This is a genomic window from Mycolicibacterium frederiksbergense (assembly GCF_012223425.1).
Classification (GTDB): Bacteria; Actinomycetota; Actinomycetes; order Mycobacteriales; family Mycobacteriaceae; genus Mycobacterium; species Mycobacterium frederiksbergense.
This window is the reverse complement of sequence record NZ_CP038799.1, coordinates 847079-863754: the sequence shown is the minus strand read 5'-3', so window position 1 is coordinate 863754 and position 16676 is coordinate 847079. Positions and strand designations below refer to the sequence as shown.

Genomic DNA, 16676 nt, shown 5'->3' with positions numbered 1-16676 from the left:
CCCGAAAGGACCCTCGAATGACCCTGGCCGAATCGGTCGCCACCAGCGCGGTGTCGACACTGCCCGACCATGTCAGCGCCCTGGTCGCGCTGCCCGGCGAGCCCGGCTACGAACGCTGCTCACCGTGGAACGTGGCCGTGCCCGTCCGGCCCGCCGCCGTGGTGCTCGCCACCTCCCCGCATCACGTCGCCGAGGCCGTCCGGTTCGCCGCCGGCCACGGTCTGCGGGTCACCGTGCAGGCGACCGGCCACGGCGCCACCCCGGTGGGCGCTGACACCATCCTGGTGCAGACCGGCGCGATGACCGACTGTGTCGTGGACCTGCCCACCCGGACCGCCCGGGTCGGCGCGGGCGCACGATGGCAGCACGTGCTGGACGCCGCCGCACCGCACGGGCTGGCGCCGCTGTGCGGGTCGTCACCCACGGTGGGCGTGGTCGGGTTTCTCACCGGTGCCGGCGTGGGCCCGCTGATGCGCAGCGTCGGGGTGTCCTCGGACTACGTGCGTTCCTTCGACCTGGTGACCGGCGCGGGGGAGTTGCTGCACGTGACACCCGAGGAGCACGCCGAGTTGTACTGGGGACTGCGCGGCGGCAAGGCCAGCCTGGGCATCGTCACCGGTATGGAGATCGACCTGCTACCCATCTCCGAGTTCTACGGTGGAGCATTGTATTTCGACGGTGCCGACGCCGCGGCGGTGCTGCGTGGCTGGCAGCAGTGGAGCGCCGGGCTGCCGGAGAACATCAACACCTCCATCGCCTTTCAGCAGCTGCCGCCGATGCCGGGTGTTCCCGAACCACTGGCGGGCCGGCCGACCATCGCGGTGCGCTACACCGCACTCGATGATTTCGCCGAGGCCGCAGCGCTTCTGGCGCCGATGAGGGAAACCGCGACGACGGTGCTGGACACCGTCGGTGTGCTGCCGTACGCGGCGATCGGGGCGGTGCACGCCGACCCGATCGATCCCATGCCCGTGTTCGAGGAGCAGGTACTGCTGGGCGAATTCGGAGCGGACGCAGTCGATATCCTGCTGGCCGCCGCGGGCCCCGGTTCGGCGTCGGTGCAGACCATCGTGGAGGTACGGCTGCTCGGCGGGGCGATGGCACGACAGGCGCCGCACCGCAGCGCGTTCTGCCACCGTCAGGCGGCCTACGCGGTGACCGTCATCGGGGTGCCGATGGGCCCGGCCGCCGAGCTGGTGCCGGCACAGGCGCGCGCCCTGACGCACGCCCTGGCGCCGTGGTCGACGGGCGGTCTGCTGCCCAACTTCGCGCCGTCGGCGGACCCGGCACGGATCGCACGGGCCTACGACGAGGACACCCGGCACCGGCTGGCCGCGCTGGCGGATCGATATGACCCCGCGGGGGTGCTCAACACCGGTCAAGTGGTGCGCTTCTCGGTCGAAAAAAGCCGCTGACCACCCGATTTGGTGGTCTGCATCCCCATGGGTAATCTTGTGTTTACCGACGCGGGGTGGAGCAGCTCGGTAGCTCGCTGGGCTCATAACCCAGAGGTCGCAGGTTCGAATCCTGTCCCCGCTACCAGGTAAAACGGCCCCCGGAGATCTCTCCGGGGGCCGTTTTCATGCCGCTTGTGAACGGATTTGTGAACATTAGCCTTGCTCATCATCTGGTTCGGGGTCCCAGCCGTCCCCGATGAGGAACGACGCGGCCTGCTGGGCCGCCTCACGGTCGTCGTTCGTGATCACGTGGGCGTAGGTCTGCAGGAAGAACCCAACATCTGCGTGGCCGATTCGCTCGCTGAGAATCTTGGGGCTGACACCGGCTTTCAGCGCGCCGGTGGCATACGAGTGGCGCAGATCGTGGAAGGTGATCCGCGAGAGCCCTGCGGCGGCGACGAGACGATCGAAACGCTGTCTGATCGTGTCCGGATGTGGTGGGCGGCCGTCTTCGAAGGTGAACACGTAGTCGCCGGGGTGATAGTCGGCACCGAAGAACTCGCGCTCGCCGTCTTGATACTCGCGCCATCTGCGCAGTGCCGCGACAGTGGCCCGATCGATCGATATCGTCTGGTCGGCGTTATGGGTCTTGCCGCCGGCCTTGTCCCGCGCGTGGCCACCGACGACGACGCGGTTGTCATGCACGGTGATCTCACCGGCGTCGAGGTCGACTGCTGACCACTTGAGACCACAAATCTGGCCCCGTCGGATCCCGGTTGTCAGTTCGAGAAGAAAGAGGGGTGCGAACCGGTCGCGCTGCACCGACAGGAGGAAGGCTTGGATCTGGTCGGGCGTCCACACCATGCGCCGCTTTCGAGACCGTTTGGGTGGTTTGATGTTGCTTGCCGGGTTGTAGGCGATGTACTTCCAGGCGACTGCGTCAACGAGCGCCCGGTGGATCATCGCATGGATGTTGCGTACCGTTTTTGGTGCCAGGCCACTGGTCATCTGCTTGGGGATGATGCCGGATCTGTACCGCCGAACCGCTGCTCGTGCCGCGTGGATCGTCGTCTCACATGCGTCGGAAACCTCACGAGCCGTGGGGGTTTCGCCCTTGATGACCCGATCCGACCAGTAGGCGTACATCTCGCTGTTGCGATCGCGCTTGACGCGTCCTTCCGCGAGCAGTTTCCCGTAAAGCCGCAACAGTTGGGGTTCATCGAGGCTCTGGAGGCGTTGGCCGCCGATCCGGGGAATGACGTATGCCTGGGCGTAGTCCTTCCAGTTCTGCCATGTAGTGGCATCGATCGACGGTTCGATGGCTGTGAACCACTCGGCGAGGAATTGGGCGATTGTGCGAGTCGCCGGCCTGACGACTCGGCCGGAGTCGGCTTCGCGCATCGCTTCGCGGCAGGCGGTCCATGCCTCTTTCTTCGTGGCATAGCCGCCCTTGCTGATCCACGGGTAGTCGCCGGTCGACGGGTCCCGTTCAGGGCTGCGGAAGCGATAGGTCCACGTCTTACCACGCCGGTAGACAGTGCCTTTCACGATGCGACCATCTCTCGAAGCTGGGCGGTGACGACGTAGACACGACCGCCGAACCTCCGCGCCGGCAGTTCACCCGAAGCGGCGAGTCGATACGCCGCTGCGCGGCTGATGCCAAGGATCTCTGCAGCGCGGGGGACCGCAAGCAGTAGTGGTAGTTGGTCAAAGACGTTGTCCGACAATTGTTTCACCTCCTCTTGAATCGAAGTCGGGTACATTCCGGCCGAGCGGGCGTGGCCGCATCTGAGGGCTGCAGCGGGGGCAGAATGCCGCCGCCTCAGTTCCGTCTGGGAGTTCGACTGTGATGGTCCGCGATTGCTCGTCTTCGCACTCTCCGCACCAGGGCGTGCGACGCCGAAACGACGTGCTCGGTGGCGTGGGGAGTTCCGCAAGGCGCCGAGCAAGAACTGCGGCGGGGTACCGTACTCCGTCCGGCCGACTTGACAGGTGAGCCTTGAGATCTTGCGAGGTCCATCCGGAAGCCAGAGCGTCTTCAATTGCCGACTCGAGCTTCGTGGCCTCGCCGGGCGTGAGTCGCCAAGGCTCTGGCATGGATTGCAGCAGACTCGCTGGCGACGGTTCGGATGGCGATTCAATTGGAGGATTCAAGGGGTCTCGATTCTGGACCCCCGGGGGTCCAGATCTTGGACCCCCGGGTGTCGGGGCGAGACCCCGCCCGTCCCGCGTGCGGACGGGGGTGTCCAGATTCTGGACCGGGGTTAAGGTGAGGCGCGTCTGGATGATTGAGGAAGTAGCGACTGGATCGCTGGGCCCCTGATTCGTGATACTGAGCGACTCGCGTGATAAGTCCTTCGTGCTCAAGCCTGTTTAGGGCGTTGAGGACTGTGCTTCGCGCGGCGCAGGATTCTGCCATCAGCGTTCGGACTGATGGGTAACACGAGAACTTCTCGTCTGCTTTATTCGCAAGGAGGATGAGGATGAGCCTCATCGTCGGCGAGCCGACTCCGATGTCAGTCGCCCAGTCAACGGCCTTCCAACTCATCGGCTACGAAGACGCGTAATCGAGTCGCGGATGGGGATTGGCTGCCACCTCAACTCCGAAACTGACAAGTGGCGCTGCCCTGACCGACGTCACATCATGGCGAGGAATCGCCATGTTTTGTAAGTGATCTCGCATGGGGCTGAACGTATGCCGATGCTTGGGACGCAGTCCACGACCTGAGCCACATTGGTTCGGGAGGATGCGGGAATTCGTCGTTTGTCTTCGGCTGTCGTCGATGTGCAGCGAATTCCAGGGTAGGGACGACGTCCCTTTTTGGGCGCCGCAGCGTTTCTGAGATGGCGATGGCCAGCATCGCTCCGGCATAATGGGAAACGTGAGCGGTGTGGACGAGACGGAGTATTGGTTGTCGGTGCTCGGGATTCGGGAGTCATTGGCGCAGTCCGACGAAGACATTGCGGCCGGCCGCACGTACGGGGAGGCAGAAGTGCGTGCGCTTCTAGTCGATATGCGCGCCGAGTTGGCTGCGGCCGATGCCGACTATGCATCCGGAAACACGGTTAGCGGAAGGGAATTGCGGCGCCGTTACGGATTGTCGTGATCGTCGCCAGCTGAGAGCGGATCCTTGAGCGTTTCCAGGTTGGTCTCATGGACTTGCTGGGCGTAGGCGTCGATGCCGAGCGCCGGCGCGGTCCGAGTTCTGTACACGTGTAGGGCGCTACGCAAGTGCTCGGCTGCAGCCATGGTGTCCACGATAGGACGACGAGCGATGCAGGACCGACGAAGGGCGTCTTCGGCGAGCGTGCGCTACAGAGAAACCCGCATCCAGAGGGGCGGGTGGTGTGGTACGAGGCATGCAACAGGGCCGCAGCACTCCAGGGGAGTTCGCTCGTCGAGCTGTCGAAACACCGTGGTACGTGGAGCGCCGATTCTGCCGGCTGGCGTCGGCTGCCTCGCGACATCTACCAGCCTCGGCTCTGGGCCAAGAAGCGCACGGTCGTCGAACTAGACGAGGCGGCACTCGCCGCGGCTCAGGGTGCGACCGCACCAAGGCCGTGAAGCTGGCAGGCTAGTTCGCTAACGGGGTGCAGCTTCACGACCCTAGGTGCGTTGATTGCGGTCCTTGTACTTCACAAATCCGTCGACCGCCTGCGGGGTAACACCCAGTTGCGCTGCAATCCACGGGAATCCACGACCAAGCTCAAGCAGTCGCCTTGCGGCGGCACGTCGACGCTCTCGCGCATCGGCAAGGGCGATCGTCAAACTCTCCATCTCGGCATGCGCCGCCAGCAACTCCTCGACTGCGCTGCTCTCATCCACCCTGGGGCTCGCTTCAATCATCGGACGTGTTGCAGTAATCCGGTGATTAGGATTCTTCCAGAATGTGTTGATGGCCTCCAACTGCCCTGCCGGATCGGCTTATGCAGAGACCAGCTGTCGATCGGGCTGCGCTGCGAGTTCCACCGCCGCGCACAGCGTGTCATTGATGAGACGTTCCAGAGCTTCGCAGGTGAAGCGAACTGTCGAGCCCGGCGCCAGCTGCAGGGACATTAGCCGGCCATGGCGATCGACTGACACCACTACTTCGCCGCCCGCGCTCGATACTCGAACTTCCGTACTCGGCGATCGCCGTCGAAGTTCGTCCACCGCGGCCCGAATGCGTCCGATGCGATCCGCGACCTGCGTGGCTACTCCTGCCGCAAAGTCCATGACTCCAGCCCTCAGAAATCGATGGACTGCGCGTACGCCGCGACCTGCGCTGCTGACCGAAGGGCGCAGTGGTCGCCGCCGTCGCTCCGTACCCTCTGGTCGATAGCCAACTGACACCGCAGATACGCCAGCGTATTCAGCCGCACAATCCGCGTTGCCAACTCCTCTGCGGGCAGATCCATCACTGCCGGACTCAGCCGCACCCCAAGTGCGACGCCATCGCTTCCAACTGAGACCACCAAGTCACCGCGACCACTCGCTGCGTCGTAACCATCCATGCCAGGACCTCCCGAGCCTTTCCATCAAGACTGTCTTGGGGTCTATCTCGTTAACGGTGTTTCCGGCGGTTTCCATCAGTAGGTTTCGGCTGCCGGGAATCGGTCGCCGAACGTGATCGCAAACGCGTTGAGCGCTGGCTTCCACCGCATCATCCATCGTGCCCTGCCCACCCCGGTTGGGTCCAGCGATCTGGTGACCAGGTAGAGGCACTTCATCGCGGCCTGTTCGGAGGGGAAGTGACCGCGGGCCTTGATCGCTCGGCGGTAGCGCGCATTGAGCGACTCGATGGCGTTGGTGCTGCAGATGACCCGCCGGATCTCCACGTCGTAGTCCAGGAACGGAATGAACTCTGCCCAGGCGGTGTCCCACAGCCGGATCACCGCCGGGTAACGCTGTCCCCATTTCTCGGTCAGATCGTCGAATGCTGCTCGTGCCGCGGTAGCGTTGACCGCGGTGTAGATCGGTTTGATATCGCGTTTGATCTCATCCCAGTACTTGCGCGAAGTGAGCCGAAAAGTGTTGCGGATCAAGTGAATAATGCAGACTCCCGCTGTCAACCTTCTGATTCCGGACGCGTTCGTTCGCGCTGCAGCGATTGTTTGCTGCCTGCAGCGGGACGCTTCTGTAAACCAGTTAGGCCGCGGTCGGGCGGTGATGAACTGCCGGGTCGTAAGCGGTGTGGTCTTGCCAGCAGCGCCACAGGATCCGCACCCAACGAGCACCGAGACCGCGTAACGCTCGATGGTGGGCATGGCCGGCAGCACGGGCCTGCTGGTAAATCTCGGCCGACCACGGATCTTCACGGGTGGCGACGAACATCCACCAGTCAATGGCGTGCCGCATGCGGCGGTTAGCGGCGTAACGGAACCGAACCTGCCGTGTGCGCCCGGAGGCCTTGGTAACTGGCGCCAAACCGGTGTCGGCCAGCAGCGACGACGGCGAGGGAAACCGGGTGCGCTCTTCACCCATCTCCGAGATCAGCACTGCGGCGGTGACGGGTCCGATACCGGGGAAGCTGGTGAAGATGTGGGTGTCGGGGTGAGCGTCGAGTAGTTCACGTAGACGCTTGTCGTGGCCTCGTAAGTGGGTGTTGAGCAAGGCGAGTTGTTCGGTGAATGCTTTCGCCGCCACCGCTTTACCGGCCACAGTGCCTTCGCTAGCGGACAAAAGGTGCGGCTGCATGCGCTCGATGAGCGCTTCGGGCTTCTGGCGGCCGCTATAGCCGTGACGGCCGGTGAATCCACCCATCCGCGTCGCGGTGATCCTGCCCGCTTGCGCGGGCGTGGGATAGGTCTGGATGAAGGCCAGGGTGATGTCACGGTCCAGTGAGGAGAACAGGTGCAATGGCGCGGGATGGTAGGCCTCCAAGATCGAACGCAGCCGGTTTTCGGTGTCGACCTGCATGTCGAGGATGCGTTGACGGTCGCGACTGATCGCGGTCAGCTCGGCAAGGACCGGCGACGGGGTGGCTAACGGCCGCCACTGGGCATGCTGGTGACGCAACGTGTCGGCCAGCACGTAGGCGTCGAACTCGTCGGATTTTGCTGCCGCCATCCGATACCGTTCACGGGCCCGAGCCGAGATCTTCGGTGATACGCAATAGATTTCAGCTTCGCATTGCTGTTGGAGATGTTCGACAAGCAAGCCCTCGGCGCGTTCGATAGCGATGAGCACTGAGCCGGCCAACGAAGCGATCACCTCGACCAGGGCCATCAGACCGTCGACGGTGTGCGCGATTTTGCGGCTGAGGAGCTGTTGGCCGTCGTCGTCGAGGACGCAGAGGTGATGGGAGCGTCCGCCCCAATCGATGCCGCACCAGAAACGTTTCCCACCGTCCGGACTATCCTGAATCACTGCAGTCAGATCCCTTCGATCCGAAAGTTCACGCTGCAATGACGGGGCGTGCCCGGAACCTCATCTCGGCACTCACCGCTGATACCGGTGGTGCTGCTCTCGCTGGCCGGTCCATGCCCCGCAGCCACCACGGGCGGACGGGTCTGCATGTGGACCTCGAAGGTGACGCGTTTGCACAGGTCCTGCCCGTGGTGGTGCAGGTGAACGCCGAGACCATCCCGGCTCGTCCATTGTTAATAGATGACGTCTGCACGATTGCTTGCGGCCAGACGTTGCTGACCACCTCCGGCAACCCCTTGAGTCCGTCGCAGACCACGAAGAACACGTCCTTGACCCCGCGGTTGCGTAGGTCGGTGAGCACGCTCATCCAGAACTTCGCGCCTTCGCCTCCGGTGCCGGCCCACAACCCCAAGATGTCGCGTTCTCCGGCCAGGGTGACCCCGATGGCGGCGTAGAACGGCCGGTTGGCGACCTGGCCGTCGCGAACTTTCACCACGATTGCGTCGATGAAGATCGCGGCGTAGGTCTCGTCCAGCGGCCGCACCGACCAGTCATTCATCTCTTCGATCACCTTGTCGGTGATCCGGCTGATCGTCTCTTTCGACACCGAGGCACCGTAGATTTCGGCGAAGTGCGCCGAAATCTCCCCGGTGGTCAGGCCTTTGGCATACAGCGACAGCACAACCTCGTCGACACCGGACAGTCGGCGTTGGCGCTTCTTGACGATCTGAGGTTCGAAGGTCGCTGCCCGATCCCGCGGCACGTCGATCTCGACTGCGCCGGTGGTGTCGGTCAACACCGTCTTGGCCCGAGTGCCGTTGCGGATGTTGCCCGGCCCCGCGTCGGGCGGATCATGTTTCTCATAGCCGAGGTGCTCGGTCATCTCTTCGTTGAGCGCGGTCTCGAGCACCGTCTTGGTGAGCTGTTTGAGCAGCCCATCGGGCCCGGTCAGCGACAGTCCCTGTTCCTGGGCCAGCCGCACCAGCTCGACTGCGGCCTGCTGCTCTGCGGACTGCTCAGCCTGCTTCTTCTTCGCCACATCATCCAGTGTCGTCATCACGGCACCTTCCCCGCCGAGCAACGCTCAGCGTGTCAGGCCGGAAACACCGATAAATCCACAGTCCCCTGTCTTGATGTTAAGGCAGCGGGCGACCAGATATCAAGACTGTCTTGATGCCGATCTTCTACGAGTCGAGCTGGGAACTAGGAGCGTGTAACGAGATTTGCCAGATGTTGCTTATAGGCAACACGACGTGCGCTTATACAGTTGATTAAAATGTGCTAGCGGAGTGGTGGATGTCGGCGGACGAGGTTACGGTGAGTCACATGAGTGTGGGCACGCCACCAGCCGCAGGTACGTCGCGGAGTTGGGTTTCCTGGCTAGCGCTTCTGTTGGGAGTGGTGGCAGTGGTTCTCAGTGCGCTTGCCTTGTTCGGTTCACCAGCGCCGCACGCGCCCCCGGCACGATCAGTGGAAACGGCACCGCTCGCACCGCCTACCGAACAGAAGACCGCCGGAGGAGCTGATGCGTGCAGCGTCGCAGTGACGGCCACAGAGGCAATTGCCCGTGACCGACGTCCGTTCCTGGAGGCGCCCCCGCGATGGGACGATCCAATCACCGTTGCAGCTCTCACCCGCGCGCAAGCCTCGGCGCTCGTCGAACTCGAGGCAATGCGATCGGCGGTTGATTCTTCTACGCCGGCCCAGCTCGCTGAGGCCATCGCGGCGTATCGCAGCGGACTCCTGGACACGCTTGACGCTGATACCAGGCGGCTCCCCGCTGCCATTTCCAACGCAGCATTCGACCGCGCGTCGGCGGCGGCAAGAAAGATCACCACCATTTGCAAAGGAGAATGAGCATGCGGCGTATTGACCTTGACGCAGCGATGGCGCAATCCGCCAACACAGATGCACCGGTAGTGGGCGCTCCCACCGAGTCCAACACCACAACGGCCCCGGCCCTGTCCCAAGTTGTAGCCGATTTCGAATTGGCCGCGCGTCAGGGCGCGGCCCTGATAGCAGCCGTAGATCAAAGGCTGACGTCCGGTTACACCGCCCACCGGCAAGCAACTGCAAATCTCGTGCAGATCGACGCCGATAACGCTGATGCGCTGACCGCCGTCAGCCATCTTTGACGGCTGGTAGTTCTATGGCAGCGGTGGCTAATGCTGGCAGCGGCATAGCGGGTCTGATCATTACACGCGGTATCGAAATGCCTGATCCAGGTTCTTTCACGCAGCTCGCAGCAGCGCATGCGGCGACAGCAGCACGACTGGAAGCTACTGCAGAGCAGCTCCGCGTCGATAATCGAACACGTGAAACCGCCGCCCGCTCAACGGGATTTGAAGTCGGACACCTCAAAATGAAGCAGGCTGAGATCGCCGCTGCGGGCGGGGCAGACTATTACCGGCGTCTGTCCGCAGCTGCGGGCTCTGTCGCCGCCGCGATCCCTGAGGTCACCGCGGGACACGCGGCCCTGGTACTTCTGGCAGAGGCCGAGTCGCAGCGACCTAATGCTGACGAAGCTGAGATCGTCCGTCGCTACCATGCTGCGGCACGGCGCAGCACCGCATTTGGCGTAGAAGCAATGGGTGCGGCGATCAAATCAGCAGTCAATGGGCCAGGCGCGCCCAATATTTCGGCGCTGACTGCGATGGTCGGCGCCGGAGGCGCGCCCGCGTCGCCTCCGTTGATCGATGCTCTTGACAACAGCTCGGCAGACGACGGCCACCGTGGGGACTATGCCAAGCCAGGGCGGGCCGCTGACGATGCAAGTGTCGCCCCAAATACACGGAGTGAGTACGAGGACGGCAGCTCGCCAAGACCTAGTGAGTCCGGCGAGTCCGGTGATGCTTCCGGTGTTAGCAAAGACAGCACGGACTTTGGTCATCGCGGCGAGTACGCAGTCTCCCCGCCACCAACAGGTCCCTCCCGACAAGCGTCGGCGCTCGGTGGGGGTGTGCCGTCGATGCCTGGCATGGGCAGTGGTGGCGGGATGGGCTCCGGTGGGATGCCGGGTATGCCGGGGGGTCTGGGTGGCGGCGTGTCCGGTCTGTCGTCTAATCCGCCCACCGGTGGTTTAGGCGGGATGCCTGGTGCGGCAGGAGGATTGCCGGCCGCTGGTGGAACGCCGGCCTCTGCCGGGGCGGGCTCTCCTGCGGCGGCGTTCTCTCGCGGCTTGTCCACGGGTGCCGGGATCAGCGGAGGGATGCCGGCGATGCCGCCACCAGCTCCGGCGACTCCATCTCCGGCGCTGTCGCCGGGCAGTGCTGCTGCACACGCGGCCGCGGCTGGCGGCGGCGTCCCGCCGGCAGCGGCGCAGCCGGGCATGGTTGCCGCGGCGGCTCCAGCGGCCCCTGCAGGGGCTGGAATGGGTAGCGCCGCACCGATGATGCTGCCGCCGGGTTCGATGGGGCCGCCGGCGGGGCTCGTGCCTCCACCGGCGGTGCCGACTATGCCGGCGGGAACGATTGGTGGCGGCAACAATGCGCCATCCTCAACGGCACCGCCGTCGAGCGCGGGAGGGGGTGCGACGCTGATCCCGGCGAGTGTGGTGGCTACGGGGCAGACGGCGGCGGCGCGGGAGCGGCGGGAGTCGGCCGACGCGGCGGCCGCCAAGGAGTTGGCGTGGAAGCTTCAGTACGCCGCAGAGTGGGTGAACTACATTGGCATGGACTGGGCGGTCGGCGTCTTTCGGTCGCCGAGCGGGACCGAAATGGTGATCACGTCCAATGACGGTGCGAGCTTTATCCCGGCCGGTGTTTATGTTCCACGCTCGGTACGAGTCCTGGCCACAGATCCATTGGTGGACGACCACTTTCGCCAACTGTGGTTCGGATGGCACGATCCGGCGCGGGTTCTCGTCGAATACGCGCGTATCCGCTCCGAGACTGGCTGGCGGCTGGTGGCCGCGGCGACCACCGGCGCGGTAACCGTGCTGCGCGACGCGGGCGTGGAGCATCCACCGTCATGCTCACGTGCGACGAATCCGCTTCTGCGGCCGGGGGAGCGGCCCATCGCTCCGCCGACCCTTGATGGTCTGCATGTGCACCGTTTGAGCTTGTTGTGGCCTGATATGTATCCCCGGCTGCTGCGTGTGATGGAAGCTCATCCGGTGTATCAGGACCGCATTGTCAATGCGGTCAGTGCCCTCATGCTCAATGCTGCGACCACGCAGGCGGTGGCCGTGGAGGGTGGGATTCCAGATGCGTTTCGGCGGATCTGGTCGATGCGCGGTTCTCCTCTTGAGCCGAGCGCGCAGGAGTGGGCGGCCTACGATGCCGAGGCCCCGAACTTCAACGTGTATGTGGCAATGGCGCGTCCCGGCTTCATGAGCGGCGGCAGAGACCCCAGTGAGACTGTCGACGATCTGCGCAAGTACCGAGCGCACTGGCTGGTTGCGCGAACAGCCGAAGTCATCGGCGGCTGGTCGACGCGACCACTGCCGCTACCCGACATGGTGTACGCCGCCACCGCACTCGACATGGGCATCACCGAGAACTGATCGAAGACGCGGTGCTGAGCGTCGAAGAGGATCTGGACCAAGCGCGGCCATGAGTAGTTCGTACATTTGGGAGCTCCGGCAGCAAAGTGCGCGCCACCAATACGGGTTTGCACGGTGCATGCTGCTCAAGCCAATTCTTATGGATGCACGCACGGGAACACTGGATCCGAATTGGCGTCAAGGCATCTCGGCGGCCCTAGTTGGTGGTGCTTCGGAGACCAGCCTTGAAGACAGCAATCTGCTTGCTGTACATAATCTTTCGACAATGAACGTTCAGCCGTGGGAACGGTATACCGGTTCGGGCTGGCGCACGGCGCTGGATGCTTGGTACGCAGCCCTGCAGGAGGTGAACGACTCCCGCGACCAGAGCGAGCTGGCGATGGTCGTGGTCGACGCCGATACACCTGAATTTGCGTTGAGGTTCTCCGAGGCAATCGCCTGCAATCCCGTGCTCACGGATTTCGCTGAGCGGGCAGCTGAGGGCCGTCGCCGGTGGCGTGACTGGGAAGGCGCCTGGTACTACGCCGGTTTGGCCGCTGGGGGGCTGGAGGTCAATTGGCGTGGCTGGTACCGCAGCCGAATAGCGGCCTGGACGAACGGATTATCGAGTCTTGAAGGACCTTCGGCTATCGAAGAACTGACTGCACTAGAGCACGGCGACAAGGATCACATGCAATCACTGCCCGCGTACTGGCTTCCCTGATACGCACGCGGCCATGACTCGCTCGCCAACGCACTGGGACTAGAAGGTGTCCCAGCGTGTTCTTGCCCGGCGACTAACCGTGTCGACGGTGATTGCGACCGTGAGAGCTACGCGTGTCGCGATCTAGTTAGGATGCGGCCTGCTGGCGGTCCTCGAAGATGTCCAGAAGGCTACGCAGGGTGCGTGTTTCGATCTTGGATACCCCGGACGGCAAGCAGTGTTTGTTGACTCGTTCCCGTAGCTGCAGCCGTTCAGCCAGCCGTTCGGTTTCGAGCGTCGCGCGCCATGGCTTCGGGCGAGCCAGCAGGCTGGCCATCTCGGCGGCACGCGAATGCACATAATGCATGCGCGCGGACTCAACGGGCTCGAGGATGCTGTTGCGACAGGTGCCCGTGCGGCACGCCAGTCGGCTTCGGATCTCGCGGTTTTCGAGAAGCGCGGTAGCCAGCTTGCGGGGGACCGTGGCCGCGATTCCGGGCAGGTAGACGCCGGCGGTGGGGCCGCGGCGCTCAGCGTCTGCCGCTGGTGGGCGTGCCTGCCGGTTGATCGCAGCGGAGTGATCGACCTTTTCCAGGTAGCCGACACCAAGGGAGTGAGCGTCGGCGTGTCCCATTGCAACGGCAACCAAGCCAATCGTTCCGCAGTGTCCGACCGTGACGCGCATGCCTTGGGACCGGAACATCTCCAGTACTGCGTAGGCGTTTCGGATTCGTGGCAGGCTCACATCTTCGCCCCCAAAGGGGGAGAGGCGGATCTCGATCGCTTCCACGCCTGCGCGTGCATACTCCGCGGCGAGGTCCAAATCGACGATGAGATGGACGGCGTTTCGGGCTGAGATGGTCAGGATTGCGCGGGTCGGCTGCGCGCGGTGAAGCTCGTGGGTGCGCTCTGCAAGTGCCACGTTGAGCCGGGCTGCCGTGGCGTCGTTGGCATAGAAGTGTGGGGCTGTCACATGGGTGACAGTTTCGGGGTGAGCGGCGATGGTGGCCTCGACCAGGCGGTCGCTTTCGTCGGATGACGTGGCGAGGGCCGCGGGGTCGAACGGCTGACCTCCCCACAAGGGATGCTGGTCGTGGTTGTAGCCGATGCTTGCAAGGCGCTCGGTGCCGGGCTCCCAGTACACGGCAACGTTTGCTTCGCGCGCGGCTCGGGCCACGTTGAACTGTGTGGGACCCGCCTTGGTGTCAAGGCTGACGGCGGTGACGCCGTCCGACCGGCGGCCTAGGAAGTCTTCGATCGGCTTCTGGTCGTTTCTGGAGATTCGGAACTCGACGCCCATCGCCATCCCTCCTGTCTGTCGCCTGTGCCATAATACATGACAGAGATTCGACAGAAAGAAGACACACAATGCGCGAGGGTGCGGGAGCGCTTGCCAGCAAGGTTTCGGCAGCAATCAACGGGCTCGGCCTGACAAACGAAGAGGTCGGCGACATCGTCGACGCCTCACCCCGGTCAGTGGCACGGTGGGCCGCCGGCGACGTCGTGCCGCAACGACTTAATAAGGAGCGCCTCCTGGAGCTGGCCTACGTCGCCGAAGCGGTCACCGAAGTCCTACCCGCCGACCACGCCAACGTCTGGATGTTCTCGCCCAATCGACTGCTCGGGCATCGCAAGCCTGCCGATCTGATCCGCGAAGGAAAATTCAAGGACGTTCTCGACCTCATCGACGCGATGGCCGAGGGAGTCTTCGTGTGAGCGACGCGCTCGACGACGAACTCGTCGAACGCGTCGATTCACTCGGAACTCAGCAATGGTCCAGCTCCTGCTTTCGCTACACATCGGCAATGCGGGACCCTCTCTCAGGTGAGGGAGCGCGACGCTTCGGTGGCCGCTGGAACAAGCGGGGACTGTTCTCTGCGATCTACCTGTCAGACTCCGAGAAAGCGTGCATGGTCGAACTCGAACGCGCGGCCGCAGTCGCCTCAACGACTCCGCAGAACAAGCTGCGAGCACCACACAAACTGCATCACATCACCGCCAACGATTTGAGCGTGCTAGATCTACGGACGTCCGTAGCGCAACTCACAGTTGGCCTCGAACCAGCCGACCTCACCAGCGACGACTGGACGGCATGTCAAGAAGTCGGCCACGCCGCTTGGTTTCTCCACGCCCAGGCGATCCTCGTGCCGTCAGCCGGCGGCGTAGGCCTGGTCATCACCGCCTACGAACAGCGGATCAGGCCAGGCCAACTCACCGTCCTGCGTACTGACGATCTAACGCCTGCCACATACGAAAGACTGCGCGCGGCCAGCTGACGGGACTCGGAATCACTCGATCAGCTCGCCGGAGCCGCCCGTGAATGGTCCCAGCCACGGCCCGATCGTGTGCGTCCCATCGGTTTCCACGTCGAGGGCGTTAAATACTGGGCTCTCGCGGAGGTCGGCGTGCTCGCTGAAAATGTCGGTGCTCCCTAAGACGAGAGGAGTGCCCAGATACTGCACCTTGTCCGTCGCACGCATTCGTCGTCGTTCGCCCTCGTCGGTGACGCGGTGCTTGATCCTGCAGACGCCTGCAAGTCGGGTGGTGCCCTCGCTCAGGAATCCGTAGGCGGTATCCGTTGTAATCATTTCAGGCTTGAGGGGCAACACGATTCGCACTCCGCGCCGCTGAATGTAGACATGGGGGTCACGATTCAGGTCACCCGTGAGACGGATGTTTTGGTCGGGAGCGACTCCGTTGCGGGTGCGTACTTGAGTGTCGAAGATCAGCAGATCGCCCTGCTGCAGCTGGCGCAGATCGAGAGTATGCACGAAGCGTTTGGCGCACAGGGCGACGGTGTCGAGTTCCTCGACGAGTGTGCGTCGAAATCGGACGTGGCCCGGTCCACGGCGTACGGTCCAGTCCAGGTCGGGCACCTCGATGCTGTTTCCGTGTGAGAGCACGAGGTCATAGAGCCGATCGATGTCGACGTAGTGCACCGCGTCCAGGCGCGGTATGTGACTGGGAGTCACCGCCGCCGCCGTCGCGGATGTGCGCCTCGGCCGGCGGCCAGGCGTCGGCCGGCTCTCCCGTGCAGCGTCGTGATGCAGGCGCCGCAGCGCATCGTCGAGTTGGTCCCTGCCAGTCATGGCTTTGACGAAGACCGCCAGCTTGCCCACTGGGTCGGGCACCGACGTGCCGTTGAGCCATTCGCCGGCGCTGGAAGTGCTAAAGGAAAAGCTCGTCGACTGCGCGCGAGCCCGCCTGACGATGTCTTTGTAGGGCCGTTTGCCACCGTTGATGTGTAAATGCCGCAGCTCAGCTGCCAGGCGCTGACGGGCGGTGAGGGGTTCGCTCACCGGATGGCCCCATGACCGACGTCTGCTCCGGTGTTCCGGGCGCCGGAATTCCGGTGCACACCGTCTGAACTGGCCATTTGTTCACGATAGCTGTGCTGATGCTCGCCGGACACGGCTGCCGCGGATGAACTCGCACCGAAGGCACACCCGACGAAAGGCGCACCACCATGCTGACGCTCATCGAGACAATCACCGGCCACGCAGACGGTGCAGCGCTGCCCGTGATGGTCTACTGCTCCGCTGTATCCGTCCTCGCCTTCACCGCCGCCTTCGCGCCCAGCCGGCGCCGACGAGACGCCGCGTTACGCGCCCTGCGCGCACTGCTCGGCCGGTCCGACGACGACGACGCGGATGCGCCGCCGCGGTGATCAGCCAGTTCTTCCTCCACCGACACATGCCCGCCCGACGCCAAATGATGATTTCAATACTGGTGAACATCGCGAGT

General features: G+C 63.9%; 18 protein-coding genes, 1 tRNA gene and 2 pseudogenes. 10 read left to right on the top strand and 11 right to left on the bottom strand.

The features are described 5' to 3' along the window. The first annotated feature begins 17 nt into the window (after nt 1–17). Together EXE63_RS07115 and EXE63_RS07110 are read left to right on the top strand one after the other, a co-directional pair. Entirely contained in the window at nt 18–1415 is a 1398-nt protein-coding gene (locus EXE63_RS07115) for an FAD-binding oxidoreductase (RefSeq protein ID WP_168141348.1), read from the top strand. A gap of 50 nt (nt 1416–1465) precedes the next feature. After that, a tRNA-Met gene (locus EXE63_RS07110) sits at nt 1466–1542 on the top strand. Between the two features lie 68 nt (nt 1543–1610). On the opposite strand, the gene EXE63_RS07105 is transcribed toward EXE63_RS07110, so the two are convergent. The 3 genes from EXE63_RS07105 to EXE63_RS32860 all read right to left on the bottom strand — a co-directional run bounded on the left by EXE63_RS07105 (nt 1611) and on the right by EXE63_RS32860 (nt 3891). Next, nucleotides 1611–2945 (bottom strand): site-specific integrase, encoded by a 1335-nt coding sequence (locus EXE63_RS07105; protein WP_234904406.1) that lies wholly within the window; start codon nt 2943–2945, stop codon nt 1611–1613. Continuing rightward, nucleotides 2942–3160, bottom strand: a complete 219-nt coding sequence (locus EXE63_RS07100) for a helix-turn-helix domain-containing protein (RefSeq protein ID WP_168141347.1) — start codon at nt 3158–3160, stop codon at nt 2942–2944. Before EXE63_RS07100 ends, EXE63_RS07105 begins: the two co-directional genes overlap by 4 nt. 374 nt (nt 3161–3534) lie before the next feature. Further along, the gene (locus EXE63_RS32860; RefSeq protein ID WP_234904549.1) at nt 3535–3891 is read right to left on the bottom strand and encodes a helix-turn-helix domain-containing protein; all 357 of its coding nucleotides are present in this window, start codon (nt 3889–3891) and stop codon (nt 3535–3537) included. 388 nt (nt 3892–4279) lie between these two features. Here EXE63_RS32860 and EXE63_RS07090 point away from each other — a divergent pair, with 388 nt between their 5' ends. Beyond that, nucleotides 4280–4504 (top strand): hypothetical protein, encoded by a 225-nt coding sequence (locus tag EXE63_RS07090; protein ID WP_168140739.1) that lies wholly within the window; start codon nt 4280–4282, stop codon nt 4502–4504. On the opposite strand, the gene EXE63_RS07085 is transcribed toward EXE63_RS07090, so the two are convergent. From EXE63_RS07085 to EXE63_RS07065, 6 genes and pseudogenes are all read right to left on the bottom strand, one after another. Then, complete coding sequence (locus tag EXE63_RS07085; RefSeq protein WP_168141346.1) at nt 4489–4647, bottom strand: hypothetical protein; 159 nt, start codon at nt 4645–4647, stop codon at nt 4489–4491. The genes EXE63_RS07090 and EXE63_RS07085 overlap by 16 nt on opposite strands. 357 nt (nt 4648–5004) lie before the next feature. After that, on the bottom strand, nt 5005–5304 hold the full coding sequence (locus tag EXE63_RS07080) for a LuxR family transcriptional regulator (protein WP_234904405.1): 300 nt from the start codon (nt 5302–5304) through the stop codon (nt 5005–5007). Nucleotides 5305–5322: 18 nt separating this feature from the next. Further along, on the bottom strand, nt 5323–5613 hold the full coding sequence (locus EXE63_RS33450; RefSeq protein WP_366515314.1) for a YbaB/EbfC family nucleoid-associated protein: 291 nt from the start codon (nt 5611–5613) through the stop codon (nt 5323–5325). A gap of 353 nt (nt 5614–5966) precedes the next feature. Further along, nucleotides 5967–6446: pseudogene (locus EXE63_RS07075) on the bottom strand (transposase); the annotation flags it as partial. 79 nt (nt 6447–6525) lie between these two features. Beyond that, complete coding sequence (locus EXE63_RS07070) at nt 6526–7785, bottom strand: IS110 family RNA-guided transposase (RefSeq protein ID WP_234904404.1); 1260 nt, start codon at nt 7783–7785, stop codon at nt 6526–6528. Nucleotides 7786–7978: 193 nt separating this feature from the next. Next, nucleotides 7979–8803 (bottom strand): annotated as a pseudogene (locus EXE63_RS07065) (IS256 family transposase); the annotation flags it as partial. A gap of 485 nt (nt 8804–9288) precedes the next feature. Between EXE63_RS07065 and EXE63_RS07060 the strand changes: the two are divergent. The 4 genes from EXE63_RS07060 to EXE63_RS07045 all read left to right on the top strand — a co-directional run bounded on the left by EXE63_RS07060 (nt 9289) and on the right by EXE63_RS07045 (nt 12953). After that, the gene (locus EXE63_RS07060) at nt 9289–9603 is read left to right on the top strand and encodes a hypothetical protein (protein WP_168141345.1); all 315 of its coding nucleotides are present in this window, start codon (nt 9289–9291) and stop codon (nt 9601–9603) included. A gap of 2 nt (nt 9604–9605) precedes the next feature. Next, the gene (locus tag EXE63_RS07055; protein WP_168141344.1) at nt 9606–9881 is read left to right on the top strand and encodes a hypothetical protein; all 276 of its coding nucleotides are present in this window, start codon (nt 9606–9608) and stop codon (nt 9879–9881) included. A 1235-nt stretch (nt 9882–11116) separates the two neighbouring features. Further along, nucleotides 11117–12250 carry an EspK C-terminal domain-containing protein gene (locus EXE63_RS07050; RefSeq protein WP_234904403.1) on the top strand — a complete coding sequence of 378 codons (1134 nt, stop codon included), beginning with the start codon at nt 11117–11119 and terminating at the stop codon, nt 12248–12250. Nucleotides 12251–12368: 118 nt separating this feature from the next. Beyond that, complete coding sequence (locus EXE63_RS07045) at nt 12369–12953, top strand: hypothetical protein (protein WP_168141343.1); 585 nt, start codon at nt 12369–12371, stop codon at nt 12951–12953. A 127-nt stretch (nt 12954–13080) separates the two neighbouring features. On the opposite strand, the gene EXE63_RS07040 is transcribed toward EXE63_RS07045, so the two are convergent. Next, nucleotides 13081–14232: a hypothetical protein gene (locus EXE63_RS07040; protein WP_168141342.1), complete on the bottom strand. Its 1152-nt coding sequence runs from the start codon at nt 14230–14232 to the stop codon at nt 13081–13083. A 68-nt stretch (nt 14233–14300) separates the two neighbouring features. On the opposite strand from EXE63_RS07040, the gene EXE63_RS07035 reads away from it, so the two are divergent. Together EXE63_RS07035 and EXE63_RS07030 are read left to right on the top strand one after the other, a co-directional pair. Then, entirely contained in the window at nt 14301–14648 is a 348-nt protein-coding gene (locus EXE63_RS07035) for an antitoxin Xre/MbcA/ParS toxin-binding domain-containing protein (RefSeq protein WP_168141341.1), read from the top strand. Continuing rightward, nucleotides 14645–15208: an RES family NAD+ phosphorylase gene (locus EXE63_RS07030; RefSeq protein WP_168141340.1), complete on the top strand. Its 564-nt coding sequence runs from the start codon at nt 14645–14647 to the stop codon at nt 15206–15208. Before EXE63_RS07035 ends, EXE63_RS07030 begins: the two co-directional genes overlap by 4 nt. A gap of 12 nt (nt 15209–15220) precedes the next feature. On the opposite strand, the gene EXE63_RS07025 is transcribed toward EXE63_RS07030, so the two are convergent. Next, complete coding sequence (locus tag EXE63_RS07025; RefSeq protein ID WP_168141339.1) at nt 15221–16231, bottom strand: hypothetical protein; 1011 nt, start codon at nt 16229–16231, stop codon at nt 15221–15223. A gap of 167 nt (nt 16232–16398) precedes the next feature. Between EXE63_RS07025 and EXE63_RS07020 the strand changes: the two genes are divergently transcribed. Further along, entirely contained in the window at nt 16399–16599 is a 201-nt protein-coding gene (locus EXE63_RS07020; protein WP_168141338.1) for a ribosomal-processing cysteine protease Prp, read from the top strand. Nucleotides 16600–16676 lie beyond the last annotated feature (77 nt).

What these genes read in the sequence shown, in the direction of transcription:
- EXE63_RS07115 (WP_168141348.1), top strand. Translation starts at nt 18, where the DNA reads ATGACCCTGGCCGAATCGGTCGCCACCAGCGCGGTGTCGACACTGCCC.
- EXE63_RS07100 (WP_168141347.1), bottom strand. Translation starts at nt 3,160, where the DNA reads ATGTACCCGACTTCGATTCAAGAGGAGGTGAAACAATTGTCGGACAAC.
- EXE63_RS32860 (WP_234904549.1), bottom strand. Translation starts at nt 3,891, where the DNA reads ATGAGGCTCATCCTCATCCTCCTTGCGAATAAAGCAGACGAGAAGTTC.
- EXE63_RS07085 (WP_168141346.1), bottom strand. Translation starts at nt 4,647, where the DNA reads ATGGCTGCAGCCGAGCACTTGCGTAGCGCCCTACACGTGTACAGAACT.
- EXE63_RS33450 (WP_366515314.1), bottom strand. Translation starts at nt 5,613, where the DNA reads ATGGACTTTGCGGCAGGAGTAGCCACGCAGGTCGCGGATCGCATCGGA.
- EXE63_RS07055 (WP_168141344.1), top strand. Translation starts at nt 9,606, where the DNA reads ATGCGGCGTATTGACCTTGACGCAGCGATGGCGCAATCCGCCAACACA.
- EXE63_RS07050 (WP_234904403.1), top strand. Translation starts at nt 11,117, where the DNA reads ATGGGTAGCGCCGCACCGATGATGCTGCCGCCGGGTTCGATGGGGCCG.
- EXE63_RS07045 (WP_168141343.1), top strand. Translation starts at nt 12,369, where the DNA reads ATGCTGCTCAAGCCAATTCTTATGGATGCACGCACGGGAACACTGGAT.
- EXE63_RS07040 (WP_168141342.1), bottom strand. Translation starts at nt 14,232, where the DNA reads ATGGGCGTCGAGTTCCGAATCTCCAGAAACGACCAGAAGCCGATCGAA.
- EXE63_RS07035 (WP_168141341.1), top strand. Translation starts at nt 14,301, where the DNA reads ATGCGCGAGGGTGCGGGAGCGCTTGCCAGCAAGGTTTCGGCAGCAATC.
- EXE63_RS07020 (WP_168141338.1), top strand. Translation starts at nt 16,399, where the DNA reads ATGCTGACGCTCATCGAGACAATCACCGGCCACGCAGACGGTGCAGCG.